Raw genomic sequence first — 26570 nt, forward strand, 5'->3', positions numbered from 1 at the left:
CTTATATAGGCATGACACAAGACAACTTAATGATTATCATCGCCTTTGCCTTATACCTAGGACTCATGATGTATATCGGGGTCTACTATTACAGGAAATCTAACAGCATTGGTGATTACATTCTCGGTGGCCGACAACTAGGTCCATGGATTACCGCGCTTAGCGCGGAGGCCTCTGATATGAGTGGTTGGATGCTCATGGGTGTGCCTGGCCTAGCGTATACTACGGGGATTTCTGGTGTATGGATTGCCGTAGGTCTCACATTAGGTACATGGGCAAACTGGAAGTTTGTTTCTAGACGCTTGCGTAACCATACTGAGGTAGCTAGTGACAGTTTAACTTTACCGGACTATTTGAAAAATCGTTTCCACGATCAATCTCATTCGGTAGCCGTTATCTCCGCCCTATTTATCTTGATTTTCTTCTTGATTTATACATCATCAGGATTCGTAGCAGGTGGTAAACTGTTCAACACCATCTTTGGTCTTGATTACACTGTATCTCTATTTATTACAGCGGGTATCGTCGTATTCTACACATTCCTCGGCGGCTTCCTCGCCGTATCTTGGACAGATTGTATTCAAGGGGCATTGATGTTCTTCGCTATCTTAGCGGTACCAATTACAGCTGCCATGTTTATGGGTGGTCCTATTGAAACATTCCAACTCATTCAACACGAGTTTCCTCAAGGACTTAGCCTATTCGGTGATCCATCTGATTGGTTCACTTGGATTATTGGCTTGATTTCTTCTCTTGGTTGGGGGCTTGGCTACTTCGGTCAACCTCATATCCTCGTAAGATTCATGGCTATCTCTGATGCTAAAGAGCTCAAGAAATCTACAAACATCGCCATGGTTTGGGTTATCTTATCCCTTATGGCGGCCATTGCAGTTGGCCTCATCGGTCACGTATATATGCTGCCAGATAAATTGGTAGGCACTGATGCAGAAACTGTATTCCTTATCATGACAGAGCGTCTCTTTACACCATTTGTAGCAGGTCTCATCTGGTCTGCAGTACTCGCAGCTATCATGAGTACCGCATCTGCACAGTTATTAGTAACAGCCTCTGCCATTTCTAATGACTTCTATGCGAATATCATTCATCCTAAAGCGAGTGATAAAGAGCTGGTACTAGTAAGTCGTATCGTAGTACTACTAGTTGCATTAATAGCCATCTATATGGCAATGGATCCAGATAGCTACATCTTAACCATGGTTGCCTATGCATGGGCAGGCTTTGGTGCTGCTTTTGGTCCAGCTATCTTGTTCTCCTTATTCTGGAAACGTATGACACGTCATGGCTGTATCGCAGGTATCGTCGTAGGTGGTTTAACCGTTCTTATTTGGAAACAATTTGGATTCCTTGGCCTTTACGAAATCGTACCAGGCTTCATCTTTTCTTCCATCGCTATCTATGTAGTGAGTATCATGGGTAAATTACCTCCTCGTCCAGTTCTTAAGGACTATCGCGAAGCAGAAAAAATGCATGTTCTATAAATTAGAAATCGGACGTTTAAAATAGCATACATAAAAATAGAGCTAGTTGATTCAACGATCAACTAGCTCTTTTATTATGAGTATTGTTCTAAGCCTTCCTTAATAGCTTCTTTCACTTCTGCTACCAAGGATGCTGGTGAAAGTACTTTCACACTTTGCATATATTGAAGTGCCCAATACTTAAAGGCATCATGATTTACACGTACACGGCATACAACATCATCAGATGTGACGTTGGTGAATTCCACATTGCCATCAAACCAATCTAAAATTTGGTTTACAATAGACCGCTTTGCCTTAAAACTTACCGTAATGGATTCACCGCCAAACATGTAAATATGTTCTTTTACATATTGTGATACATTAAAGGTGCGTTGCTGATTATAGCCCTTTATCTCCCGTAAAGGTTTTCTGCGTTCGCTCAGCACCGTAATGTGTGCAATTCGATCGACACGCAATGTAGACATGTCATCATAATTTTCATGGTTCCCAACTAGGTAATAGTGTCCCCGATTCATAACTAGTTGGAATGGATTGAATACATACTTTCGCTCCTTATTATCTGGACCTAGATTGATATGTAATCGTTTATCCACGTCAGGTTGGCAATAAGCCAAGGAAATTTTTCTCCCCTTTTGTATTGCTTCCTCTATGAGATCAATATTAAGGAATAAGTCCTGACTTCTATGAAGGTAACCCGTAGCACTTTCAATATCAATACCATGGGGCTTGAAATGAGAGCTACCCAATTTAGCAACACGACTAATTAAATCCTTACGTTGAGATGCGGTGATATGACGAGACGCCAAAATACCGTCAATTAATAATCTCAATTCTGAATCTTCAAAGGTATGAATCATATAGAAATCAGTACGGCGAATAGTACCATCTGCTCCTACGGCAGACTCTTCACATTGAATACCAAAATCACCAGATTCATATAAATCATTTAAATGACGGCCTAAGGTCTTCCGATCGACGGATACCTCGTACCGCTCGGCTAATATACTGCGAATCTCCTCTTGAGATAAAGTATGATTAGCATCCGTTTCACTTTTCAGGATTTCTAGTATATATACTAGAACGGCCTTCTTAGATGCCATAAAAGACTCCTTTTACAAATAATACAATAAAAACAACATTGTAACTAATACAATTTATAATATCATCCACAACACATCGGATGATGTTCACAAAAATACCCATACATAGTATACCATACTTTTCATATATGGTTCATTTATTTCTCATTAATTTTATCGATTTACTATACTTTTTTGGCAATATTAAATAACTAAATGTAATAATTATTAAAAAAGATTAAATTAAATTATATAAAACAAAAACCCATTACTACTTAATACACATAAATGTTATAAGTGTAATGGGTTTTACATTCATTCTGAAGATTATATGAATCACTAAAATATTATCTTAGAAATTTTAAAAGAATTACGAAAGACCATTGTTTTTCTTACTTCTAATAAAGCCTAATTGCTCCATACGCTTCGTCAATTCATTATAGAATGCTTCCGCCATGGCATTTTGGTGTTTACCAGTTTGGGCCTTATCAGCGCTAAAGAGAGAATCTTTAATCTTCTTAATCATCGTAGACTTGGCTTTAGGCTTATTCAATAATTCCATGAACAATAAATCTTCTTCAGAAATATCACCAATAGCGTCATTGAACATATTTGCACCATAAATATATTCACTACCACCATCAGCAATAGCTTTTACAAAGTTTGTAAAACGAGCTGGTACATAGGATAAGCCCTCCATATATTCCTGTTTATCAGGGAATGTTTTATAGAATCGAATACCACCGCGTACCATATGTTCAACGATAGCTTTATATAAACTACATACAGCTGGTTCTAAGTCATCTTCAGATGCATTAGCAGTATCATGAGCAGCTTTTAAAATGGCAAGGGCTTCGATCATATTGAAAGTGCCACCATCTTTAATGAGCGCTTTGAATGTATCTCGTACAAGCTCATTTTCAAACATTTCTAATGCTTCTTCATCAAAGAGGATTTGGAATACAAAACTATTTACGATAGACCGTACAGGTACTGTATTCACCTTAACAGGATTAGCTACATCATAGCTAATATCCTTTGCAGCACTTTCTTTGCAAATAATAGACTTGCGGAATGTTGTATCAAGCATAAAGTCTAAATATTGTTCTTGATCTGCTTGGCTATTAGGAGCCAATTTTTCAAGTTTATCGGCGATGCTGTCATCATAGGTACGAACCATGGATAATGTTAAATCTGCATCACATACATAGCTAAGATTGTGAGCTTTCAAATGATCATTGAATTGATAGAAATAACATGGATCATTATGAGGTTCTAAATGGTCATGACCTACATAATAATCATCCTTTTGCATAACGGAACGCAAGGCACCTAAGAATTTACTATTACGCTCTTTAAGGTTATCGTAATTAAGAATTTGAGCGCCTACTAGACTCCCTACAGTTTTACCGCGTAATACCTTTTCCTTATGAGTCAACTCATCATAACCACTATTAGCAAATAGCATAAGTTGACGAACCTCTTCCATCGTATGCCAACCTGGGTATGTATTATAGGATACATATGCAATGCCATTATCAGCCAAATGATGGGATATAATATCAAGCAACTTATCCTTCATTTCATCGCTAATCCAAGAGTAAAAACCATGGGCAATAATATAATCAAAGTTTCCTAAGGATTCATCAAAGTTCAAAATATCCCCTTGTAATAGAGATACATTTTCTAACTTAGCATCACTAATAATTTTGTTGCCCTTCTCTACTTGATCTTGGGAAAGCTCAATACCTACAAATGTTGCTTCTGGATTATGCACAGCTTGAGAAATAATATTTCCCCCATACGTAGCACCTAATTCAAGTACACGTGCTGTTTTAGCCGTTGGTGGCTTAAGACCTACAAGTGTACCATACGCTTCCAAATAGGCAGGTGTAGTAAAAGGAAATGGATAGGATTTATAGCCTAACTCTTTATATATTGTTTGTTGCATATCGTCTGTTGCAATCTGTTGATTATCCTTAGCCATAAGCACCTCTATGTTTACTATTAATGTTATCAAATCATATATCTGTACAATATACCTATTAGTATATGCATAACTATTTAATATTATACCAAATTCCTAGTATATTACCTATTGTAAAAGCACTAGTAATTCAGGAACTAGCTATTCAGGAAATGACCGCATTAATTTAAGGTACAATAAAATAAATTCCACATATAGTTAACTATATTATATACAAAAGAGGCACCCTCGAAAGGGTGCCTCTTATTAGTTCTTAGTCGTTAAATAACGAATTATTTTACGTCTTCGAAACCTTTTTGTAAGCGAACGTAGCTTAAGCGACGATCTTTTGCATCTTGTTCAGTTTTAGCGAACAATTCTTCTGCAACATCTGGAGCTGCTTTAGCCAAGGAAGCGTAACGAACTTCACCTTTAAGGAAGTCTTGGAAGCTTTCAGTTGGTTCTTTGGAATCCAAGGAGAATGGATTTTTACCTTCTTCTTTAAGTTGAGGGTTGTATCTGTAAAGATCCCAGTAACCAGCTGCAACTGCTTTACGTTGTTCTTCTTGAGCTTTACCCATACCAGCTTTGATACCATGGTTGATACATGGGCTGTAAGCGATGATCAAGGAAGGACCTGGATATGCTTCAGCTTCTGCAACAGCTTTCATCAATTGGTTTTTATCTGCACCCATAGCTACTTGTGCTACGTATACATAACCATAAGACATAGCCATCATGCCAAGGTCTTTTTTCTTAGTACGTTTACCAGAAGCTGCGAATTGAGCAACTGCTGCGATATTAGTGGATTTGGAAGCTTGACCACCAGTGTTGGAGTATACTTCAGTATCGAATACGAAGATGTTGATGTCTTCGCCAGAAGCTAATACATGGTCAACACCACCGAAGCCGATATCGTATGCCCAACCGTCACCACCGAAGATCCAGTGGGAACGTTTAATCAAGAATTGTTTTTTCTCAAGAATTTCTTTTAATTCTGGAGTTGTAGCGCCTTCAGCTTCGATAGCTGCTACTAAACGTTCGGAACGTTGACGAGTTGCTGCACCAAGGTTAGCAAATTCAATCCATTGTTCCAAAGCTTCTTTCAATTCGCCTGTAGCAGTTTCTACAGCTTTAGAAGCTAATTCTACTAATTGTTGACGAATTTTCTTAACGCCAATGTACATACCATAACCATACTCAGCATTATCTTCGAACAAGGAGTTTGCCCAAGAAGGACCTTGACCTTGTTGGTTAGTTGTGTATGGAGATGCAGGCATGGAAGCACCCCAGATGGAGGAACAACCAGTTGCATTGGCAATCATCATGCGGTCGCCGAACAATTGAGTTAACAATTTAGCGTAAGGAGTTTCACCACAACCTGCGCAAGCACCGGAGAACTCGAACAATGGTTGTTCGAATTGGGAACCTTTAACAGTTTCCTTCTTCATAGGGTTTTCTTTTACAGGAAGGCTAACACCGTAGCTCCATGCTTCAGCTTGTTCGATTTCGGAATCGATGGAAGTCATTACGATAGCTTTGCCTTTAGGAGCTGGACAGATATCAACACAGTTACCGCAACCCAAGCAATCTAATGGGGATACTGCGATACGGAATTGAAGGTCTTTAGCGCCCAATGCAGGGATTGTATCGAAATGTTCTGGAGCCGCAGCCACTTCTGCTTCAGTTGCCAAGATTGGACGAATTGTAGCATGTGGACATACGAAGGAACATTGGTTACATTGGATACAGTTTTCTGGTAACCATTTTGGAACGAACAATGCAGGACCGCGTTTTTCGAATTTAGCAGTACCAGCAGGTAATGTACCATCTTCATAACCAGCGAATGTGGATACAGGAAGATCATAACCAGCTTGTGCATTGATTGGTTGTGCAATATTTTGAACGAAGGATGGGCAGGATTCGCAACCTGGTTTAGCTTTGTGACCACCTTCATCGACAGCGTTTTTCCAGTCAGCAGGAACATCTACTTTTACCAAAGCGTTAACGCCTTGATCGATAGCAGCGTTGTTCATGTCAACGATATTTTGACCTTTTTTACCGTAAGAAGTTACTACGGATTCTTTAAGGTATTTAACAGCATCATCTACAGGGATGATTTCAGTCAATTTGAAGAATGCAGCTTGAGTTACCATGTTGATACGGCCGCCCAAACCGATTTCAGAAGCGATTTTCGCAGCGTTGATGATGTAGAAGTTCAATTCTTTTTCTGCGATTTGACGACGCAATTTAGCAGGTAAATGTTCGTTTAATTCTTCAGGAGACCAAGTACAGTTCAATAAGAATGTACCGCCTTTTTTGATACCGCGGATCAAGTCGTATTCATGTACGTAAGATTGACGGTGACATGCTACGAATTGAGGTTCAGTTACCAAGTATGGCAAGTTGATTGGGTTTTTACCAAAACGAAGGTGAGACATTGTTACGCCACCAGATTTTTTGGAGTCGTAGTCGAAATATGCTTGAGCATACATATCAGTGTGGTCACCGATGATTTTGATAGCAGATTTATTCGCACCTACAGTACCGTCAGAACCGAAGCCCCAGAATTTACATTCAGTCAAACCAGGAGTTTCAATATCTACGCCTTCAGCACGATCCAAGGACAAGAATGTAACATCATCATTGATACCCAATGTGAAGAATTTCTTGCCGTTTTCAGCAGCCAAGTTATCGAATACAGCTACGATGTCTGCAGGGATAACGTCTTTGGAGCTCAAACCATAACGACCAGCGATAACTTTTACGTTACGGCCACCGTCGATTACAGCAGCTTGTACGTCCAAGAACAATGGTTCAGCCAAAGCGCCTGGTTCTTTAGTACGGTCAAGAACTGCAATGCGTTCTACTGTTTGAGGAAGAGCTTTCAACAAACGATCTGTTGCGAATGGACGGAACAAGTGAACGTTGATGAAACCAACTTTACGACCCAATTTATTTAAGTAGTCAACAGTGGATTGTACTACTTGAGCGGAAGAACCCATAGTAACGACTACGTCAGTTGCATCAGGAGCACCATGGTAGTTGAACAATTGGTAGTTAGTACCAGCCAATTTGTTAACTTCGTTCATGTAATGTTCTACAACGTCAGGAACGTTCAAGTAGAATTTGTTGGATGCTTCACGATGTTGGAAGTAAACGTCAGGGTTTTCTGCAGTACCACGAGTTACAGGAGCATCTGGGTTCAAAGCATTTTTACGGAAAGCTTTAACAGCGTCCATGTCTACTAATGGTTTCAAATCTTCATAGTCCCAGATTTCAATTTTTTGAATTTCATGGGATGTACGGAAACCGTCGAAGAAGTTGATGAATGGTACACGAGTTTTAATAGCTGTCAAGTGAGCTACAGCGGACAAGTCCATTACTTCTTGTACGGAGGATTCAGCAAGCATAGCGCAGCCAGCTGCACGAGCAGCCATTACGTCTTGATGGTCACCGAAGATAGCCAAAGCGTGTGCAGCCAATGCACGAGCAGCTACTTGGAATACACCTGGAAGTAATTCGCCTGCTACTTTGTATAAGTTAGGAAGCATCAATAACAAACCTTGGGAAGATGTGAAAGTTGTTGTTAATGCACCAGCTTGTAAAGAACCGTGAGTTGCGGCAGCAGCACCTGCTTCAGATTGCATTTCTACAACTTGAACAGTGTTGCCGAAGATGTTTTTACGACCAGACGCAGCCCATTCGTCAATGTGTTCTGGCATTGGGGAAGATGGAGTGATTGGGTAAATCGCAGCAACTTCTGTAAAACCATAAGAAACGTGAGCAGCCGCTTGGTTGCCGTCCATAGTTTTAAATTTACGACTCATGTGATTATTGCCTCCTTAAGCATTTAGCAAAAATAGAACACTTGCTTAATCTATCATTATGTTTAGGAATAACAACCATTACAAACTTGCGCACATGAAAAAATAATGCAATAATATATATGTTATATATAATATGGCATTATGTGTGAACATACTTTTGTATTGGGCACAACCATAATTCCTAATATCATAACTTGATATAGCCCTATATGCACATTATAACGTGCTGGGCCCTATCAACGCAACACATACAGTGACTGTCGCTTTGCCAATATTGCTATCCATGCTTTACATAAAGTAATAGCTAATTGCGTTATAGTAATAACTATTCTCATTTAGTATAGGTCACTTCCCATAACCAGATTTTATTTTTAGGGGGTTAATTATGGATTTTCATCATTTGAAATACTTCGTTGAAGTAGCTGATCAAAAAAGCTTTAGTAAAGCTGCGCGGAATTTGCACATCTCCCAATCCGCTATCAGCCGTACTATTAAAGCTTTAGAAGACGAACTTGGTGTTGTTCTCTTCATGCGTAATGCTAAATCTGTAGAACTTACTGATGGGGGTACCATCTTCTTAACCCACGCAAAACGCGTAGTATTCATGTTTGAACATCTAAAAACTGATTTTGAAAACGAGTTTCGTTTGGAGCAAGGTTCCATTAGAATTGGTATTCCACCAATTACCGATGCACCTATCTTCGCTCAGCTTTTAGGGGAGTTCAAAAAAGTATATCCACAAATTGAATTAGAACTTTATGAACAAGGTTCTAAAAAAGTTGAGATTAGTGTTCAAGAAGGCTTGATTGATATTGGTATCATTTGTACGAAACCAAATCCAAAAGAATTTGAGTCCTTCTACCTCACTAGTGATCCGCTTTCCGTTATCGTTCCAATATCTAGCCCTCTTGCGAAAGAAAAAGAGATTCGTTTAGAAATGCTAGCTGATGAGTCTTTCGTATTACACAAAGATGACTTTAATTTGCATGACGAAATCATCAAAGCTTGTAAACATACAGGTTTTCAACCTCATATCGTATTTGAAACTAGCCAACGTGATCTTATGTTGCAAACAGTTAGTGCAGACCTTGCCATCGCATTGTTACCATCTCGTCTCTGCCCTGAGGCAGGTGAAAATACAGAGGTTGGTTCCAAGGTCGTTGTACGTCCACTTGTACCAGAAATTATTCATACACTTTATGTTATTTGGAAAAAAGGTCATTACCTCTCCCACGCTTCTCGCTTGTGGTTAGACTTTGTAAATTCAAAATTACCATTACCTGGATTACAACTTGAGGATCGTCAATAATGAATAAACCATCTGGGCTCGCATCTAAATTGCGGGCCCTTTTGAAAGCTAAAGAAACACCCATGTGGGGCGTTATTATCGTGCTGGTCATTGTTATAATCTTCCAGCAAATACAAATTTCAGAACTACAATGGCGTGTCGATGAAGACCACGATGGTTCTTCCGTTGATAGTGTAGCTGGTCGTCTTTACATCCTAGAAGGGATGGCTAATAAACATAGCGACCAACTGGATAATATCTTTAAAGACATTCGCCAATTACAAAACGACGGTGCCAAGTACGACTGGGAACTGAAACAACTACAATGGTTGCACCCAGAGCTTAAAGTTCAACCGCCAGAAGCTAACCCTTCACCATTCAAATCGACGGATTTAAACCTCGATATGAACCCTGGGAAAGTACCGGATGTAAAAAAATAAATAAAAGCCAGATACAATACATACTAAAAAGTATTTACATTGTATCTGGCTTTTTATTATATCTGCCTTAATCCGTTTGAATCACAGTAATAGCTTTTATCTTTTTATCAAGAGGAATGTACTTATATAAACTAAAATTTTTATCATAGGATTTTTCCCATTCACGCACAACAGAATAGTGCCTATGATGGAAATTACCTTCATCATCTATATAAAGGAAGAGATCTTTTTGAGCCATAACACCAAAGCCCATGGCATCCAAAGTGTACCCCTTATGAACACCATCATTTGTATTTAAATAATCTCGTAACTCTGCTTCACGAGATGTATCAACCCAGCCTAATTCCAATACTCTACTAACTAACGTATCTTCAGCAGCCTTATAAGCTTTATTTGCAGCTATAAGTCCCTTATCTGGAAAACCCTGAACATCCTCTTGATATCCAAAGGCTGTCACAACTATAAGTTTTCCCGTTCCATACTGATTCTCATAAGAAATAATCGGATCTGCTACTGTAATAACTTTCTCTACAAAAGGATTCCATAATATTGAATCAACATAATGCTCTTGAGTCTTATACTCTATGATATATTTAGTCTCACCTACTTCATCAATACTCGGTTTTATTTTAATACTACCATCGTCATGAGTGAGAATATTAGAATCTACGTAATAAGCTGATACATAATAACCGCCTAACATAGGCTTCAATTGACTCTGTAAGTTATCTATCGCCTTATATTGTTGTAAATCATCAATATATTTAGCGCGTCCTAAATTTTTAACGGCTAACTCCCATGAATCATAAGGACCTGAAACTTTAACAATGTCACGGTTGTACACTGCAATTTTCTCAAAGGCAGCTCTACCTTCACCCGTCGGATCATGTAATGATATCGCATTTACAGATACGCCTAGTGTAAAAGTTGTTAATATGGCCACTAAAAATAACTTTCTATACATATTGTCCTCTCTTAATTTTATCCTGTAGATTCTATTACTTTTATTATACATAAAACAACATCATTACTAAAGAAAAAGAGCTATACCTCATACATTCGTTACAATGTGAATGCATTAGAGATATAGCTCGTTTCAATTTGTAATTTTCATATGTTAATAACAATTGTCATAACTTGTAAATTACATAATTTATGAAGTTATACTTAGTCTTCTTTGTGTTCCATAGATTTAGGTAATGTCAAGATTAGTAGGCCTGCTAGGAACATACAAGCCCCCATTACATAGTAACCGTAAGTAAAGCTACCAGTGTGACCATTGATGAAACCAAGCATGTATGGTCCTACCCAGCCACCCATATTACCAGAGGAGTTAATAAGGCCCATCGCCCCCGCTGCTGCCGCACCGGATAAGAAGGTTGTTGGCATGGTCCACCACACACCCATACCACCGTAAACACCTACAGCAGTTAAGCAGATAAAGAATAAGCTAATTTCTGGAGATGAACTATGTGGTGTTGCCAAGAAACCAATTGTACCAATGAACAATGTAGTAGCAACGTGCCAACGTTTTTCATTGCGCTTTTCAGAGGAATAACCACAATATACTTGCACGAGTAATGCGGCAGTCATTGGAATAGCAATAGACCATGCTACTACACTTGGCGGCCAACCAGATAAGCTTTTAAGAACTTGAGGCATCCAGAAACTAAAGCCCCAGAACCCGATAACCCATAAGAAGTAAATTAACGCTAAACGTAATACTTTTGGATCTTTTAAAGCTTGCCATGTAGTATATTTCTTTACAGCTTGCTTTTGTTGCTCTTCTTTTTCAAGCTCTGCCTTAATATACGCTTTTTCTGCATCACTTACCCAAGAAGCTTGTTCTGGTTTTTCTTTCATCCAAAATGCGAAAATGAAAGCAAAGATTACAGCAGGTAATGCCTCTACGATGAAGAGTGTGCGCCACCCATGTAAGCCAAAGAACGTTGTATCTAGCAATACACCTGCTAACGGGCCACCAATAATATTAGAGAACAATAAGGATGTGAGCATTAAGGAAATCGCCTTTGCCCTCTCCTTTGGTAAGAACCAATTAGGAATCAACAAGGAATAAATTACTGGATATAAGGACGCTTCACACAAGCCTAAGAGGAATCGATACAGGTAGAATTCCCACACTGTAGTCATAGTCGTCATGAGGACACATACAATGCCCCAACTAAACATAATACGTGCTACCCAGTGCATAGCATTACAGCGAGCAGCGATTAGGGATGCAGGAACTTCAAATAAAACATAGCCTATAAAGAAGATACCGGCGCCCATACCAAATACCTCTGGTGTCAGCCAAGGCAAATTTTCTTTCATCGTTAAACCTGCATAGGCAATGTTAACACGATCTAAAAAGGCAATAATAGAAACAATAAATAGTGGTAGGATTACGTGCAGCATACGCCGTTTCGTAAAGCCCTTAACGTCGATAGCCCCACTTTGAGGCTCTGGTGTAGATGAGTTCATATAATTCCTTTCTACTACTTAAGATATTACATACCTTACTATCTTAAGAAAACAAAAGTCCTCTGTCAATGGAATTATATAGAATATAGAAATAACAAATAGGAATAGTAACACCAAAATAATAGCCTTTAAAAATAGAAAAAGGATATTTGCTAGGAATGACTGTATAAAACAAAAAGCACTTTATAGTATAAATATATCTCTATCACAAGATAAGAAAATACTATAAAGTGCTTTCATATTAATTTGTACTAACAGGATCATAATCAGCAGGCACAGGAGCAACGATACTTACAAAGATAACATCTTCTGTCCCAGTATTCTTTGCGCCATGACATTCACCCTTTTTAGATACTATAACTTGTCCCTTTGTAAAAGGCACCTCTGTATCAGGCGTTGGATAAAATACCCCCTTACCTTGCAATATAACCCATATATCATCAGAGTTATGATGGTAATGCTTTGGTAAGGTTTGCCCAGGTTTAATAACCCATACTGAGCCACCTGTGGAATCAGTTTGATAAAATGGAGTCCTAACAGCTTTCTCCAAACTTTCAACTTTCACAAGTTCCATGTCAAAAATACGTTGATTACTCATAATGCTCACACCTTTCATCGATTAACAACTAACGAGTACCCGATGCATATTCTCCCATATTAATATCTATAACAGTTCGAACAGGTTGAATTAAGGAGTCCTCATACTGAACCGCCCATTTAATATCTGGATTCATATCTCCATTTTCTAAGCCTGCAATCGTTTGCCCGTCATCAATAGGATTATCGTGCTCAAAGATATAATACAATACACTATACGCATGATTTACAATTTCATCGGGGTTCATACCGTGAAAGTGATACTGCAAATCAGGGTAGAATAAGGTGTTCATACCTATCGTATCAACCATCATGTCATCTGTGCCTTGAATGCTAAAATATCGCACATTTACGGCATAATAAATAAAACGTGTTACAGCTTTATCAGGATGATTTTCAATGGTTTCTCGACTTAAGAACTTACGAGATGGACCAAAGACAACGGCCTTACAGGATGGATATAACTCTAACAACGCATCTACATATTTCACGAGCATATCAGCTCGTTCTTTAGGTTCTAAACCCGAAGCTAACATGTCTGTAGCAAATACTCTATATTGGCACTCATCTAGCAAGTCATCTACATTTGGACAATCCCAAACCTGACTACGTGTAAAATCATCTAGTACAGGTTTGTCGATTTTTTCACAATTCGTCACCATCAAGGTTGGTGAAATATCTGCATCGTTATCCTCGTAATGAACCTTATAATTCTGAGGTGCAAAACCAGCAGATTCAACGCCATAACTAAAGCAATCAACAGGACCTAAATGCTTTGTGAATACCTCTACCATTGTATCTCGATTAGGCATATCACACTGCTTTGGCATTAATAACTCAACGAAAAACAAACCGCCAGGGCGAACAGAGTTATCTGTTAGATCTTGTTTAAATACTTGAGTCATACACGCTCTCCTAAATTAAAACATAATGTAAAATATATCTTTCACTTTATAGTATATCAGATGTTTATAAGTACTACAATTACGTAACCACTGTTTCATAAATAATAAATAATCTATATTTCTACTACATGTTAGCGTAATATCGATATACTGTGGCATCACGATTATATAATCTAAAGATAATGACTCATACTCAAGTTCAAACGTCTTATTATTCTCCAAGGTTTGTAGAAATCGCGCATATAAATAATCAATACTTTCAGAATGATTACCAAGTTTGCAATTTCCCATATCAAATAGGTTACGATAGGAAGTGTCCCCTGGTAGCACAGACATCCAATCTAAAGCATATTCTGATACACCGAACACCGTTTTTTCAGGATTAGGTCCATCTAAATCATCCTGTAACCAAGCAGATATTATTTGGTACATATTTAGTGTTTCATATTCGCTTACATCACTATAAAACTCACTTAGCCCCTCTAGGTCAATCTCTAACTTAGCAATACAACGATACATAGAAACTACCTCCTAAAGATCTCCAATCTTCTTATAGTAAAAGTATAACTATATCTATGTACCATTTTTATCTCATTAAGTTTTGACCCTGTATCTAAAATTAACACTAAATCATTTATAACTACAAAAAGACCCTCTCCATAAGTCCGAGAACTATGGAGAGGGTCTTTATATTATCTAATCAGCATAGGATGATGAGCCGATGGCCTACCTGTTACGGTTTCCCTCGAACTCTCAGCACTACTTAATTATAGAGGTTTACGAACCACGTCAAGGATGGAACCATCGCGGTATTCTACGATTGCGATGATGTCTTCGTCTTTGTCAGACACAGGAATGTCTTGTGGTTTACCTACTAAGTCGAATGCTAATTGTTGTAATTCTTCAATTGTGAAGATAGGCAAGTTGCTATCTTTGAAGCGTTCAATTAAATCAGTACGAGCTGGATTGATTGCGATACCGTATTCAGTAACAAGTACGTCAACGGAGGAGCCTGGTGTAATTACAGTAGCTACTTTATCACGGATCATTGGTAAGCGGCCGCGGATCAATGGACAAGTAATAACTGTGCATTTAGCACCTGCTGCTGTATCGGAGTGACCGCCGGAAGCGCCCATCAATACACCGTTGGAGTCAGTCATTACGTTTACGTTGAAATCAAGGTCGATTTCAGTAGCACCAAGGAATACTACGTCTAGGTAGTTTGTAGTGCAGTCAGTCCATGGGTTAGCGTACATGGAAGCAGACATTTCGATGTGTGCAGGGTTTTTATCCAAAGATGCTGCTGCAGTAGTATCGAATGTTTGAGTATCGTAAATGGCACGGATTAAGCCTTCTTCAAGCATACCAGTCAAGATACCAGTAGCACCACCGATAGCGAAGCCACCTACTTCACCGCGTTTGCGAAGTTTTTCAGCAATGAATTTCGCTACAGTCAATGGAGCACCACCAGCGCCCAATTGGAATACGAAGCCATCTTTAATGATGCCAGCTTGGTCAAGGAATTCACCAGCTAATTCAGCAATTTTAATTTGGATAGGGTTTTTAGTGAAACCTACCGCACCAGAAGCGATACCTTCTGGATCACCAATGCTTTCAACCTCAACAACATAATCTACGTCAGTTTGAGGGATTGCATAGTTGTGTACATAGTCAACCAAGTTATCTGTGATAATAACAGTTGTATCTGCATAATGGGAGTCAACTTTAGCATAACCAAGAGCACCACATGCGGATTTACCCATACGACCAGTAGCATTACCACGTGGGTCAGCTGTAGGAGCACCCATGAAAGCTACGTCGATATGAACTTCGCCAGATTCGATAGCACGAGCACGACCACCGTGAGAACGAATCACTACAGGGCGTTTCAATACACCTGGGTTTTGAGTTAAGAATTTACCAAGACGATCGCGCAAGCCAGATGTTTCAATAGCTGTTACAGTACCGTCTTGAATCATTTCTACCAAGAACTCATGGCATGGAGACAAGGAAGAAGACGCAATTGTAATGTCTTTAATACCTTTTGCTTGAACGCGTTCCATAACCATTTTCATTACATAGTCGCCATTGCGCAAATGATGATGGAAGGACAATGTCATACCATCTTTTACGCCAGCTTTTTCGATTGCTTCGTCAATAGAAGCAAGTACTTTATTAGTACCCACACGGCTCATGTGTACAGGTTTACCTGCGCGATGAGCTTTAGGTTCAATGGCGAATTCACCTTGATATACTTCGCGACCTTCTAGTGCTGGGATATTTGTTGGGATATCGCGACCTACTTTATTTAACATCGTATTCTGCTCCTTCCTCTAATTCAACTTTAATGCCTGCTGCACGTGCTTTATCAACAACGCGTTGTGCACGAACTACGATAGGACCATCGATCATTTTACCATCTACAGAGATTACGCCTTTATTGTTGCGTAATGCATCTGCATAGCTGTTCAATACCTTAACAGAATGAGCGATTTCTTTTTCGTCAGGAGTGAATACTTCGTGGATAATTTTAATTTGGCTTGGGTGGATACAAGATTTGCCATCGTAACCCAAAGCTTTAATGAATTCAACTTCTTCGCGGAAACCTTGAGGGTCTTTCACGTCGGAGAATACAGTGTCAATTACGCGGATACCTGCTTCACGTGCTGCGTGAAGAATTGTTTGACGAGCGAATAACAATTCAACAGCTGGTTTATGTTTACCTGTACGAAGGTCAGCACGATAGTCTTCAGCGCCAAGAGCAATAGCTACTACTCGAGGACCATGGCAAATTTCACGAACATTGTACAAGCCACGAACAGATTCAATAGCTACAATAATGTTGATTGTGCCTTCTGGCCAGCCATTAGCTTTTTCTACTTCTTCAATTTTCTTCGCTACGATTTCAACTTCAGATACATCTTCAGTTTTAGGTAAACGAATCATATCAGGTTTAGCTGGAACGATTACATCAAGGTCGTCATAGCCGTAAGGAGTTTGTGTAGGATGGTTGATACGAACAACTGTTTCTGCACGGAATTTACGAGATTTCAAAGCTTCTGCAGTTAAAAGACGAGCTGTATCTTTTTCTGTTACAGGAACGGAGTCTTCGATGTCGATCATGATGGAGTCAGAACCGTGAATATCAGCACTGTTAATCATTTTAGGTGTATTACCAGGTACGAACATCATGGAACGAGACAAACGTTTTTTAGCAGCCTCTGTTAATGGATTTGTTTTAACTTCTGGGAATGTTTTATCGTTAGCCATTATGCTTTGCTCCCCCTTTCCAATGCGCCTAATACGCGAGCTTTAATTGTGTAATCCCAAGCATTTTTATCTTGTACAATTACTTTTACGCCGTCAAAACCAGCTTCTTTCACTGTGTTCAAGATAACTGATTTAATTTGGTCGCCATATTGGCGGATAACTTTGGATGTTAATTCAATTTCGATACCGCTAGCAATCGGTTCAACCGTTACTAATGCATCATTTTTTTCGTCGAAGCCAGCTTGTGCAGCTTTTACTAATTGTGCCATGTTGCATCCTTTCACTAAAAATATATCAAATGGCAAAGACCAGACGTGTCGCGAATGTCTGGTCCGTGCCGTTAAAACAATATTGATTATAAAATCATATGGTGATTAAATCATACCGATGAAAGTCCACCAAGGGATACCTACTACAAAGAGTAGAATCCAACTCAATACTGCTAAGATTGCACCAGCAGTCCACCAATCTTTCAAGTTATTGTAACCTGCAGAGTAGATGATTGGACCAGGAGATGCACCATAGTGAGTTACGAGACCACCAAATGCATTTGTTGCAAGCAACACAAGACCGAACATAACAGGATTTGCACCTGCCGCCATACCTACAGTTAAGAATACTGGAAGCATAGATGCAATATATGCAGTACTGGAAGCAAATAAGTAACGAATGACTACGCTAATAGCAGAAAGAATCAATACAACTACGAGTGGAGATACATCGAGTGCCAAGTTTGCTTGCATAAATGCTGCAAGCCAAGCAAAGAATTTAGCTTTTGTTAAAGCAGTGGATAAACCAAGGATAGCACCGAACCAGATGAATGTATTCCAAACAGCTTTAGTTTGAACCATGTCATCCCAAGTGATGATACCAGAAAAGAACACAATAGTCATAGCAACTAATGCTACTGCTGTAGGACTCAAATCAAAAGCAATAGCTGGGAAAAAATATCCAATAGAAGGCCATGCCCAACCAAGAAGAGCAAGAATGAATACAACAGCCAAGATTTTTTCAGACATTTTCATAGGTCCTAATTTGGCAAGGCCATCAGCAGCTAATTTCTTATTGTCAATTTTTACTGCTTCAGGGCGATCAATCCAGTAACCTACAAGTGGTACAAAAATCAACATAATAAGACCAGGTAAGGCCAATGCTAATGCCCATTCAACCCAGTTCATAGTAAGACCAGTAATTTTAGTAACAAAGTCCAACGCCAACACGTTAGGAGCCATTGCTGTTAAGAACATGAAGGATGTAATTTTTGTTACGAAATAACCATTCATCAAGATGAAGGAACCACCGCGTTTAGCAGTGTCACCAGGATAAGAACCGATGGATTCAGCAATGGATAAGTTGATTGGATATACGATACCAGCCGCACGTGCTGTGTTAGAAGGTGTAGCTGGAGATAATACTAAATCAAGAAGTGCTGTTACATAACCAAGACGTAATACAGTAGAACCGAATGCATTAATCAAATGGTATGCAACGCGATGACCAAGGCCAGTTTTACCAAACGCAACGCTCAAAGAGAACGCAGCGATGATCATCCACAATGCTGTGGAGCCATAGCCTACCAAGATATCTTTTGCATTGTCTAAGAATAATGCAGAAGCAGATAATACAGCTAATAAAATAATTTGAATTGGGTATGGTTTTAAAATCAAACCTACGATACCTGCAATGTAGAAGCCTAAGAGGCGCCACGCTTCCGCAGAAAGCCCTGCTGGTGGAGTTGTAAACCAGAGGATAATTGGAATTAGCACGATAAGTGCTAGTTTTAAGAATTTTTCCATGTTTATTCCTTTCTTAAAAACATAGGCATGTATATCATCCTAACACTCCCCTAAAGATTCGTGATACGCGACTATCATCTATTGAACTCTAGGAGTCTTTGTCTACACTCATTATATATGCTAAAAAGAATTATGAATAATAGATTACCTTTATAGGGGTTATAAAAACTTTTATATCTACCAATCATACTTTTTATGCATTTTGAGCATAGATTTACAGCCCAAAATGAAAAAAGTGCATGTATACGTCCCCAAAGGGGGTATACATGCACTTACATGGTACTGCCTTGCTCTTTCGAGACACTTTCATTATGAGATATTATATCGAAAAAGTCCAATGCTGAAATAGCATGGATAAACAGTGATACAATCTCATAGATTCTCTTTATCTCAAGGATTCTTATGATTTATATTCTCTAAAAATACTATCATCTACAACAGTGTGTTCTTTGTAGTAATTGCGGACATACTCGATAAATGTCTTTACTACTACTAGATTTTCTGCATCCTTTGTGTACACCATGTTCGTATCGCGACTAATGTACTTACCATCTTTACTACGCAATGGACTCACATAGATATCTCTATCCTTACAAGATCCAAGTCCCATATAAGTTAAGATAGACCAACCAAGACCGGCGCGCACAAAGTGACGACATGTACTCATAGAGTTTACATCCATTGCAACACTCGGTGGTTCTTCAAAATGTTCCGCACACCAGGTTTCAATGATATTAGCTACGGATGCATCAGTTTGGTATTTAATGAACGGTACCTTCTCCAGTGATTCCGGTGGCACCAATTCTTTATAGACCAAGCAATACGGTTCAGCTAGTAGTAATTCAGACTTACCGGACACATCATAGCCACCACGAGCAAAGGCAACCATACAATCACCAGTATTAAACATCTTAACCACTTGATGGCTGAAAGCAGTTTTAACTTGAATATGCACATCAGGGTATTGTTCTCGAAAGGATTTCAACAAAGCTGGTAGTTCATAGTCTGCAAAGTTAATAGATGACGCAATTTTCAAAGTCCCTTGAATCTTACCAGACGCTGAGTTCATGGCATTTTCTAAAGCCTCTTGATCTTGCATCATTCTCTTACAGTAGTCATAAAATATCTCGCCTTGAGCCGTAAGAGCAATCCCTTCAGCAGTACGCAACAACAGAGAATGGCCCAAGGCTTTTTCCATATGGCGCAACCGATAACTCAACGCCGGTTGCGATAAAAATAATTTTTCTGCCGCCCTTGTAATATTACCTTCATCCACAACGGTTACAAAGGTTTGCCATTCTCTATCGTCCATGATATCTCCTTTTATCGCTTATTGCCAAAGATGCGCAATAAGGATAAGAATAAGTTAATGAAATCCAAGTATAGGCTCAAAGCACCTGTGATTTCAATGCGGTCTAAAATGGTTTCATCCTCCAAGAGCGCTACTTGTGTCACATTATTTTTAATGCGGTTCACATCGATAGCTGTAAATATGGAGAATACTACAACCCCTACATAACCTAGAACCAAGCTAACAGTGTCGCTAAAGCCACTGAGTACAGCCCAGTTAAAGTAGCGAGCACCCATCATCACCAAGGATACGATGATCATACCGAACAAAGCGGCCATTACATACGGTGTAAGGGATGATAAGTTACGTTTTGTAGTAGCCCCTACGATAGCAAAGCCAATGAAGAACGCTAACGTGCCGATTAACGCTGGAATAACTACTTCAAATACATTATATCTCAAGGATATAAGTGTCAATGTAAGGCCATTCAACGCACTATAGAGGAAGAACATGCCTTTTAAAGTCATAACATTAGCACTATATGCACGAGCACTAAATAGGAATACTACGCCTAGTTCAACGAGTAGGATAATATTAAAGTTTTGGTACGCAAAGCGTAACCAATCAGGATTTGCCAACGCGGCCACTCCAACACCAATAGTAGTAAGTAAACCTACAACCATCCACAAGAAGGAGCCTTTTAATCGTTGTGATACGATACTTTCAACCTGTGCAACCTCAGTTGCAGTAGGACCTGTTACATTATATGGATTCATACTATCCCTCCTTATATTTAATTATCTTTTACTAAAACTAGCGAGCGTTAGCAATACCTGCAAATACCTTGCCTCGTTCGCCATCAATTGTTACTTCTTGGCCTTCTAAAAGTACTTCATGAGCGTTTTTCGCGCCTAAAATTACAGGAATGCCATAGGTAATGCCTGCAATAGCACTGTCAGAGGTATAACCATCTTCAACAGCGATAATACCTCCTGCACGTTTTGCAATAGCCATCAATTCAGGTTCCATTGTGCCCACCACAAGGATGTCCCCATCTTTGAAGCTTTCATAATTGCCCTTATGATTAGCTGCAATGAATACAGTGCCTGTAACGGATTTACGCAAAATACCATTACCAGACAAGAGTACTTGGCCTGCAATATGAACGCGAATCATATTTGTAGTACCTGTGGCACCAGATGGTACGCCAGCCGTTACCACAACTAAGTCACCAGACTCAATGGCCCCTGTGCCAAGAGCACCTGTTATGGCTTGTTTAACCATTTCATCAGAGTTAACGATTTCATGACCTTTAATAGCCTCTACGCCCCAGCATAATTGCATGCGGCGAATTGTTTCTTCATGCGGTGTTACAGCAATAATTTTGCAAGCCGGACGATGACGAGCAGTGCTAAGCGCCGTATGACCAGATTCAGTACATGTCAAAATAGCAGCAGCCCCAAGGTTTTGAGCGATGCGCACGCTTGCTAAACATACAGCACTGGTAGTCGTCATATCCACATCTTGACGAGCACGGCTTTTGCTATCGTAAATAGCAGCTTGTTCTGTTACCTCAGCAATGCGTGTCATAGTCGTAACCGCCTCTACTGGGTAAGCACCATTTGCAGTTTCACCAGACAACATGATCGCATCCGTACCATCTAAGATGGCATTGGCTACGTCACTTGCTTCCGCCCGTGTAGGACGTGGATTTTGAATCATGGACTCCAGCATTTGGGTTGCCGTAATAACGGGTTTACCCAAGTCATTACATTTTTCAATCATCATTTTTTGAAGTACAGGCACCTCTTCGGCAGGGATTTCTACACCGAGGTCACCGCGAGCCACCATGAGGCCGTCCGCTACTTCCAAAATTTCATCGATATTTTTAACGCCTTCTGCATTTTCAATTTTTGCAATAATCTTGATATCTTTTTTCTCAGACTCAAGAATGCGACGAATGGCTACAATGTCCTTACCGCGTTGCATGAAGGATGCGGCTACAAAGTCTACACCCTGTTGACAGCCAAAGCGTAAATCCGCTTCGTCCTGTTCAGATACAGGTGGCAAGCTAAGCGCTACACCTGGCACAGCCACCCGTTTACGGTTACCGATTTCACCACTGTTTTGAACAGTAGTAATGATGTTATTTCCTTCGATGGCATCGATGTTAAGTGTTACAAGGCCATCAGCCAAGAGGATTTTATCCCCTACGGACACGTCGCCTACAAGACCTTTGTGGTTCACGGAGCTAATCTCTTTTGTACCTTCCACATCATCGGTAGTCAATGTAAACTTTTGACCTGCTTCAAGGAATACCTTGCCCTCTTTAAATAGACCGAGACGAACCTCAGGACCTTTTGTATCGAGCAATAATGCGATTGGTTTATTAACAATCATCGCCGCATCGCGCACCATTTGCATGCGCTCTGCTTGCTCTTCATGAGATCCGTGAGAGAAATTAAAACGAGCCACGTTCATACCCGCTCGCATCATATCTTCTAAAATACCAAATTTATCCGTTCCCGGACCTACAGTACATACGATTTTTGTACGTTTCATCTTTCCTCCTATGAAAGCAATTTCTATATTAAATCTTTCATTTCTTATTGTAGTAATATTGGTGAAAGCTAGCTGTGCTTCACGCAACATAAGTTATTAAGTAGTAAATATATTTATTCGTGCCTTAATATCTACTTATGCATATATTATTGCACCTCTACGGAGCCATCACCTAATATAGCTTCAATAGCCTTGATGGATTCATCGCTAGGATCAAAGCACATGTTCGGTGGCAAGTTAATGCGTTTCCGTTGACGGTGTAAGTATAGTGATGTTGGTACAGAGCCTGCGGTGCTAGTTAACACCCGTTTTAAAGCCTCACTATTTTCTGGCGTGTCATATTGGCTATAAATATGGATAGCCACATGTTTCGCCTGACTATAGTTTACCTTTAACGGCATAATGCGGTCTGCAATAATTTGCACACCCTTTTCATCCGCATCAACGCGGCCTTTTACCTTAACGATCATATCGACCGCAAGGAACTGTTGACTTTGACTAAAGACCTTAGGGAACGCCACTACATTAGCCGCACCAGAATAATCTTCGATACGAAGAATGGACATAACCTCGTTCCGTCTTGTCATACGGTCCGTCTTATTTTCAATCAAGCCCCCAAAGGTTATGGTTTGTCCATCGTATTGCTCTGGATTTTCTACGAGAGCACCCAGTTCAAAGAGGCCCTCTAGCTCCTTCGCATAGCCTTGCAATGGATGGCCTGTAATGTAAAAGCCTGTATATTCCTTTTCATCCTTTAATTTATCGTCTTCCGATAAATCCTCCACATTCGGTACAGGGATGAAATCTACAGACTCCTCTATATCGCCAAAAAGACTCATGGTACCCATAGCGGCATCCTTTTGCTCTTTAGCACCTACGGCTTGAGCGCTTTCATACATGTGCAATAATTGGTTTCGGTTTTCCTTGAAACCATCCATGGCGCCGCATCGAATTAGACTTTCAAGAAGTCGTTTATTAACAACCTTGTTGTCCACTCGCTTACAGAAATCTACGATATCCGTATAGAGGCCGTGCTCATTGCGCTCGCGAATCAAGCGATCGATGGCATTATCCCCTACGTTCTTGATGCCCCCAAGGCCGAAACGAATAGCATCACCTTGCACGGCGAAGCTGCGTTCAGAATAGTTAATATCTGGTCCCAACACCTTAACATTGTGCTTCTTGCAAGCATTAATGTAGTACGTCAACTTTTGCATATTCTGCATGAAGCTCGTCATGGTAGCAGCCATGAATTCTGGGAAATAGTGGGCCTTCAAATACGCCGTTTGGTATGCGATGTACGCATAAGCCGCACTATGTGATTTATTAAAGCCATAGCCAGCAAAGTATACGAGTAAGTCGAATACTTCGTTTGCGATGGACTCTTCTATACCATTATTTATGGAACCTTGAATAAAAGACTCGCGCTGCGCCTTTAGAACAGATTCCTTTTTCTTACCCATGGCACGGCGCATCAAGTCCGCTTGACCAAGGGAGAAACCACCCATGGCGGACGCAATCTGCATAACCTGTTCTTGGTACAAGATTACCCCAAAGGTGTCTTTCAATATGGGTTCCAAAATGGGATGTAAATAGGTAACCTCTTTTTTACCGTGACGGCGGTCGATAAAGTCCGCCACCATGCCAGAGCCTAGTGGGCCCGGACGATACAAGGCTACCAACGGAATTAAGTCTTCAAAATGTTCAGGCTTAAGGTCCATAACAAGCTTGGTGATACCTTCCGACTCGAGCTGGAATACACCAGAGGTGTCGCCTTTTGTGAGGATATCACACGCCGCTTTATCATCGAGTGGAATAGCATCTAAATCGAGGTCGATACCACGGTTCGCCTTGATGAGCTTTAAGGCATCCCCCATAACCGTTAAGGTACGGAGGCCCAAGAAGTCCATCTTTAAGAGGCCTAGTTCCTCGATGTTATCCTTATCATACTGTGTAACAAAGCCTTCTTCGTTGGCATTTTGTACCGGTACGTGGTCATCTAGAGGGTCTGCAGAAATTACGACACCCGCTGCATGAGTGGACGAATTGCGCGCTATGCCTTCTAGCTTTTTACCAAAATCAAATAACTCTTTAACATTTGAATCGGTTTCGTATAAAGCCTTTAACTCTTTGCCTTGTAGAGCCTTATCTAAGGTAATCCCCAATTCGTTGGGAATCATCTTAGCAATGCGGTTTACCTCAGCCAGTGGTAAGTCGAGCACGCGGCCTACGTCGCGGATAACGGCACGCGCTGCCTCAGTACCAAAGGTAATAATCTGGGATACACGAGCTTGACCGTATTTTCGCGTTACATATTCGATAGCTTGACTGCGCTTTTCATAGCAGAAGTCAATATCGATATCGGGCATGCTTACCCGCTCTGGATTCAAGAATCGTTCAAAGAGCAAATCGTATTTTAATGGATCAAGGCCTGTAATTCCAAGTAGATAGGCTACTACAGAACCGGCCGCCGAACCACGGCCTGGACCTACTAAGATATCGTGCTCACGAGCATAGCGTACATAGTCCCATACGATGAGGAAGTAGTCCTCAAATCCCATCGTACCGATAACGTCTAACTCGTAGTCTAAACGCTTTTGTAACTCTTCAGAGGTCTCACCATAAAGGCGTGGGATTTCTCGTTCACAAACCTTACGTAAATAAGTCTTAGACGTTTCCCCTTCTGGTACATCAAAGTGTGGTAAGTGATGTTCGTCGAAATTGAATTCTACATTACAGCGGTCTGCAATTTTTAAAGTGTTTTCGATGGCCCCAGGAATATGTGAGAATAACTGCGCCATCTCATCCCCAGATTTTAGATAGAACTCATCATTAGGGAATTTTAAACGGTCTACCTCGGCACGACGACGGCCTGTAGAAATACATACCTTAATATCTTGCGCGTCCGCATCCTCTTTTAAGACATAGTGGAAATCATTAGACGCTACGATGCCAAGACCGTATTCCTTGCTGAGCTTAATGAGCTCCTCTTGAGCCTTTGCCTCCTCTGGTAGTCCATGATTTTGGATTTCTAAGAAGAAATTATCTTTCCCGTAGGTCTCAATATACCATTCGATGGAACGCTTGGCACCTTCCATATTATCTTGCAAGATATACTGAGGAATTTCCCCTTGAATACACGCACTGAGGGCAATTATACCCTTGCTGTATTGACGCAATAAATCGCGATCTGCACGAGGGCGATACAACATACCTTCTGTCGATGCTTTAGACACGATTTTTACGAGATTACGATACCCTTCCATTGTCTCCGCCAACAAGATAAGATGTTTTAATCTTTCACGGCTGCGACCTTCGGGACGATCGAATCGACTGTTTTCCGTTACATATACTTCACAACCAATGATAGGCTTAACGCCTTGGGCCATACATTCTTTGTAGAAATAAATGGCGGCGTACATATTGCCGTGATCTGTAATGGCAAGGGCCGGCTGATTTAGCTCCTTCGCACGACGTACCATGTCAGGCAAACGACTGATGCCGTCCAGCAAACTAAATTCTGTATGACTATGTAAATGTACAAATGGCTGCATGGTACACCT

Annotated in this window: 19 protein-coding genes; 3 read left to right on the plus strand and 16 right to left on the minus strand. The window is 40.2% G+C overall.

What is annotated here, in order from left to right:
• Positions 1-11: 11 nt before the first annotated feature.
• Positions 12-1499, plus strand: a complete 1488-nt coding sequence (gene putP / locus VCHSUH04_RS00135; RefSeq protein WP_105084870.1) for a sodium/proline symporter PutP — start codon at positions 12-14, stop codon at positions 1497-1499.
• A gap of 74 nt (positions 1500-1573) precedes the next feature.
• Here the strand turns inward: putP and VCHSUH04_RS00140 are convergent, their stop codons facing one another.
• The 3 genes from VCHSUH04_RS00140 to nifJ form a co-directional block, all read right to left on the minus strand.
• The gene (locus VCHSUH04_RS00140) at positions 1574-2602 is read right to left on the minus strand and encodes a YafY family protein (protein WP_105084871.1); all 1029 of its coding nucleotides are present in this window, start codon (positions 2600-2602) and stop codon (positions 1574-1576) included.
• A gap of 349 nt (positions 2603-2951) precedes the next feature.
• Positions 2952-4568: a methyltransferase regulatory domain-containing protein gene (locus tag VCHSUH04_RS00145; protein WP_105084872.1), complete on the minus strand. Its 1617-nt coding sequence runs from the start codon at positions 4566-4568 to the stop codon at positions 2952-2954.
• Between the two features lie 272 nt (positions 4569-4840).
• The gene (nifJ, locus tag VCHSUH04_RS00150) at positions 4841-8377 is read right to left on the minus strand and encodes a pyruvate:ferredoxin (flavodoxin) oxidoreductase (protein ID WP_105084873.1); all 3537 of its coding nucleotides are present in this window, start codon (positions 8375-8377) and stop codon (positions 4841-4843) included.
• Positions 8378-8762: 385 nt separating this feature from the next.
• Here nifJ and VCHSUH04_RS00155 point away from each other — a divergent pair, with 385 nt between their 5' ends.
• Positions 8763-9686, plus strand: coding sequence for a LysR family transcriptional regulator (locus tag VCHSUH04_RS00155; protein WP_024065776.1), 924 nt, complete (start codon positions 8763-8765; stop codon positions 9684-9686).
• Positions 9686-10105 carry a hypothetical protein gene (locus tag VCHSUH04_RS00160; protein WP_105084874.1) on the plus strand — a complete coding sequence of 140 codons (420 nt, stop codon included), beginning with the start codon at positions 9686-9688 and terminating at the stop codon, positions 10103-10105. The genes VCHSUH04_RS00155 and VCHSUH04_RS00160 overlap by 1 nt, the downstream gene beginning before the upstream one ends.
• Before the next feature lie 67 nt (positions 10106-10172).
• Here the strand turns inward: VCHSUH04_RS00160 and VCHSUH04_RS00165 are convergent, their stop codons facing one another.
• The 13 genes from VCHSUH04_RS00165 to VCHSUH04_RS00225 form a co-directional block, all read right to left on the minus strand.
• Positions 10173-11069 carry a hypothetical protein gene (locus tag VCHSUH04_RS00165; RefSeq protein WP_105084875.1) on the minus strand — a complete coding sequence of 299 codons (897 nt, stop codon included), beginning with the start codon at positions 11067-11069 and terminating at the stop codon, positions 10173-10175.
• 203 nt (positions 11070-11272) lie between these two features.
• Positions 11273-12586 (minus strand): MFS transporter, encoded by a 1314-nt coding sequence (locus VCHSUH04_RS00170; protein ID WP_105084876.1) that lies wholly within the window; start codon positions 12584-12586, stop codon positions 11273-11275.
• 241 nt (positions 12587-12827) lie between these two features.
• Positions 12828-13184, minus strand: coding sequence for a cupin domain-containing protein (locus VCHSUH04_RS00175; RefSeq protein ID WP_058948382.1), 357 nt, complete (start codon positions 13182-13184; stop codon positions 12828-12830).
• Between the two features lie 28 nt (positions 13185-13212).
• Complete coding sequence (locus VCHSUH04_RS00180; protein WP_105084877.1) at positions 13213-14088, minus strand: DUF4261 domain-containing protein; 876 nt, start codon at positions 14086-14088, stop codon at positions 13213-13215.
• A 15-nt stretch (positions 14089-14103) separates the two neighbouring features.
• Entirely contained in the window at positions 14104-14607 is a 504-nt protein-coding gene (locus VCHSUH04_RS00185) for a hypothetical protein (RefSeq protein WP_105084878.1), read from the minus strand.
• Between the two features lie 248 nt (positions 14608-14855).
• Entirely contained in the window at positions 14856-16403 is a 1548-nt protein-coding gene (gene citF / locus VCHSUH04_RS00190; protein WP_105084879.1) for a citrate lyase subunit alpha, read from the minus strand.
• Positions 16393-17358, minus strand: coding sequence for a CoA ester lyase (locus VCHSUH04_RS00195; protein WP_038117792.1), 966 nt, complete (start codon positions 17356-17358; stop codon positions 16393-16395). Before VCHSUH04_RS00195 ends, citF begins: the two co-directional genes overlap by 11 nt.
• Positions 17358-17627, minus strand: a complete 270-nt coding sequence (gene citD, locus VCHSUH04_RS00200) for a citrate lyase acyl carrier protein (RefSeq protein WP_005385629.1) — start codon at positions 17625-17627, stop codon at positions 17358-17360. The genes VCHSUH04_RS00195 and citD overlap by 1 nt, the downstream gene beginning before the upstream one ends.
• Before the next feature lie 105 nt (positions 17628-17732).
• Positions 17733-19154 carry a DASS family sodium-coupled anion symporter gene (locus tag VCHSUH04_RS00205; RefSeq protein WP_105084880.1) on the minus strand — a complete coding sequence of 474 codons (1422 nt, stop codon included), beginning with the start codon at positions 19152-19154 and terminating at the stop codon, positions 17733-17735.
• A gap of 400 nt (positions 19155-19554) precedes the next feature.
• Complete coding sequence (locus tag VCHSUH04_RS00210; RefSeq protein ID WP_105084881.1) at positions 19555-20466, minus strand: LysR family transcriptional regulator; 912 nt, start codon at positions 20464-20466, stop codon at positions 19555-19557.
• Between the two features lie 11 nt (positions 20467-20477).
• Positions 20478-21221 (minus strand): Bax inhibitor-1/YccA family protein, encoded by a 744-nt coding sequence (locus VCHSUH04_RS00215; protein ID WP_105084882.1) that lies wholly within the window; start codon positions 21219-21221, stop codon positions 20478-20480.
• 37 nt (positions 21222-21258) lie between these two features.
• Complete coding sequence (gene pyk, locus VCHSUH04_RS00220) at positions 21259-23007, minus strand: pyruvate kinase (protein WP_105084883.1); 1749 nt, start codon at positions 23005-23007, stop codon at positions 21259-21261.
• 146 nt (positions 23008-23153) lie between these two features.
• A complete protein-coding gene (locus VCHSUH04_RS00225) occupies positions 23154-26561 on the minus strand; it encodes a DNA polymerase III subunit alpha (RefSeq protein WP_105084884.1) in 3408 nt (1135 codons plus the stop codon).
• Between the last annotated feature and the right edge of the window lie 9 nt (positions 26562-26570).

It is taken from the genome of Veillonella sp. T14073-2, assembly GCF_002959875.1.
GTDB classification, from domain to species: domain Bacteria; phylum Bacillota; class Negativicutes; order Veillonellales; family Veillonellaceae; genus Veillonella; species Veillonella infantium.

What these genes read in the sequence shown, in the direction of transcription:
- putP (WP_105084870.1), top strand. Translation starts at nt 12, where the DNA reads ATGACACAAGACAACTTAATGATTATCATCGCCTTTGCCTTATACCTA.
- VCHSUH04_RS00140 (WP_105084871.1), bottom strand. Translation starts at nt 2,602, where the DNA reads ATGGCATCTAAGAAGGCCGTTCTAGTATATATACTAGAAATCCTGAAA.
- VCHSUH04_RS00145 (WP_105084872.1), bottom strand. Translation starts at nt 4,568, where the DNA reads ATGGCTAAGGATAATCAACAGATTGCAACAGACGATATGCAACAAACA.
- nifJ (WP_105084873.1), bottom strand. Translation starts at nt 8,377, where the DNA reads ATGAGTCGTAAATTTAAAACTATGGACGGCAACCAAGCGGCTGCTCAC.
- VCHSUH04_RS00155 (WP_024065776.1), top strand. Translation starts at nt 8,763, where the DNA reads ATGGATTTTCATCATTTGAAATACTTCGTTGAAGTAGCTGATCAAAAA.
- VCHSUH04_RS00160 (WP_105084874.1), top strand. Translation starts at nt 9,686, where the DNA reads ATGAATAAACCATCTGGGCTCGCATCTAAATTGCGGGCCCTTTTGAAA.
- VCHSUH04_RS00165 (WP_105084875.1), bottom strand. Translation starts at nt 11,069, where the DNA reads ATGTATAGAAAGTTATTTTTAGTGGCCATATTAACAACTTTTACACTA.
- VCHSUH04_RS00170 (WP_105084876.1), bottom strand. Translation starts at nt 12,586, where the DNA reads ATGAACTCATCTACACCAGAGCCTCAAAGTGGGGCTATCGACGTTAAG.
- VCHSUH04_RS00175 (WP_058948382.1), bottom strand. Translation starts at nt 13,184, where the DNA reads ATGAGTAATCAACGTATTTTTGACATGGAACTTGTGAAAGTTGAAAGT.
- VCHSUH04_RS00180 (WP_105084877.1), bottom strand. Translation starts at nt 14,088, where the DNA reads ATGACTCAAGTATTTAAACAAGATCTAACAGATAACTCTGTTCGCCCT.
- VCHSUH04_RS00185 (WP_105084878.1), bottom strand. Translation starts at nt 14,607, where the DNA reads ATGTATCGTTGTATTGCTAAGTTAGAGATTGACCTAGAGGGGCTAAGT.
- citF (WP_105084879.1), bottom strand. Translation starts at nt 16,403, where the DNA reads ATGTTAAATAAAGTAGGTCGCGATATCCCAACAAATATCCCAGCACTA.
- VCHSUH04_RS00195 (WP_038117792.1), bottom strand. Translation starts at nt 17,358, where the DNA reads ATGGCTAACGATAAAACATTCCCAGAAGTTAAAACAAATCCATTAACA.
- citD (WP_005385629.1), bottom strand. Translation starts at nt 17,627, where the DNA reads ATGGCACAATTAGTAAAAGCTGCACAAGCTGGCTTCGACGAAAAAAAT.
- VCHSUH04_RS00205 (WP_105084880.1), bottom strand. Translation starts at nt 19,154, where the DNA reads ATGGAAAAATTCTTAAAACTAGCACTTATCGTGCTAATTCCAATTATC.
- VCHSUH04_RS00210 (WP_105084881.1), bottom strand. Translation starts at nt 20,466, where the DNA reads ATGGACGATAGAGAATGGCAAACCTTTGTAACCGTTGTGGATGAAGGT.
- VCHSUH04_RS00215 (WP_105084882.1), bottom strand. Translation starts at nt 21,221, where the DNA reads ATGAATCCATATAATGTAACAGGTCCTACTGCAACTGAGGTTGCACAG.
- pyk (WP_105084883.1), bottom strand. Translation starts at nt 23,007, where the DNA reads ATGAAACGTACAAAAATCGTATGTACTGTAGGTCCGGGAACGGATAAA.
- VCHSUH04_RS00225 (WP_105084884.1), bottom strand. Translation starts at nt 26,561, where the DNA reads ATGCAGCCATTTGTACATTTACATAGTCATACAGAATTTAGTTTGCTG.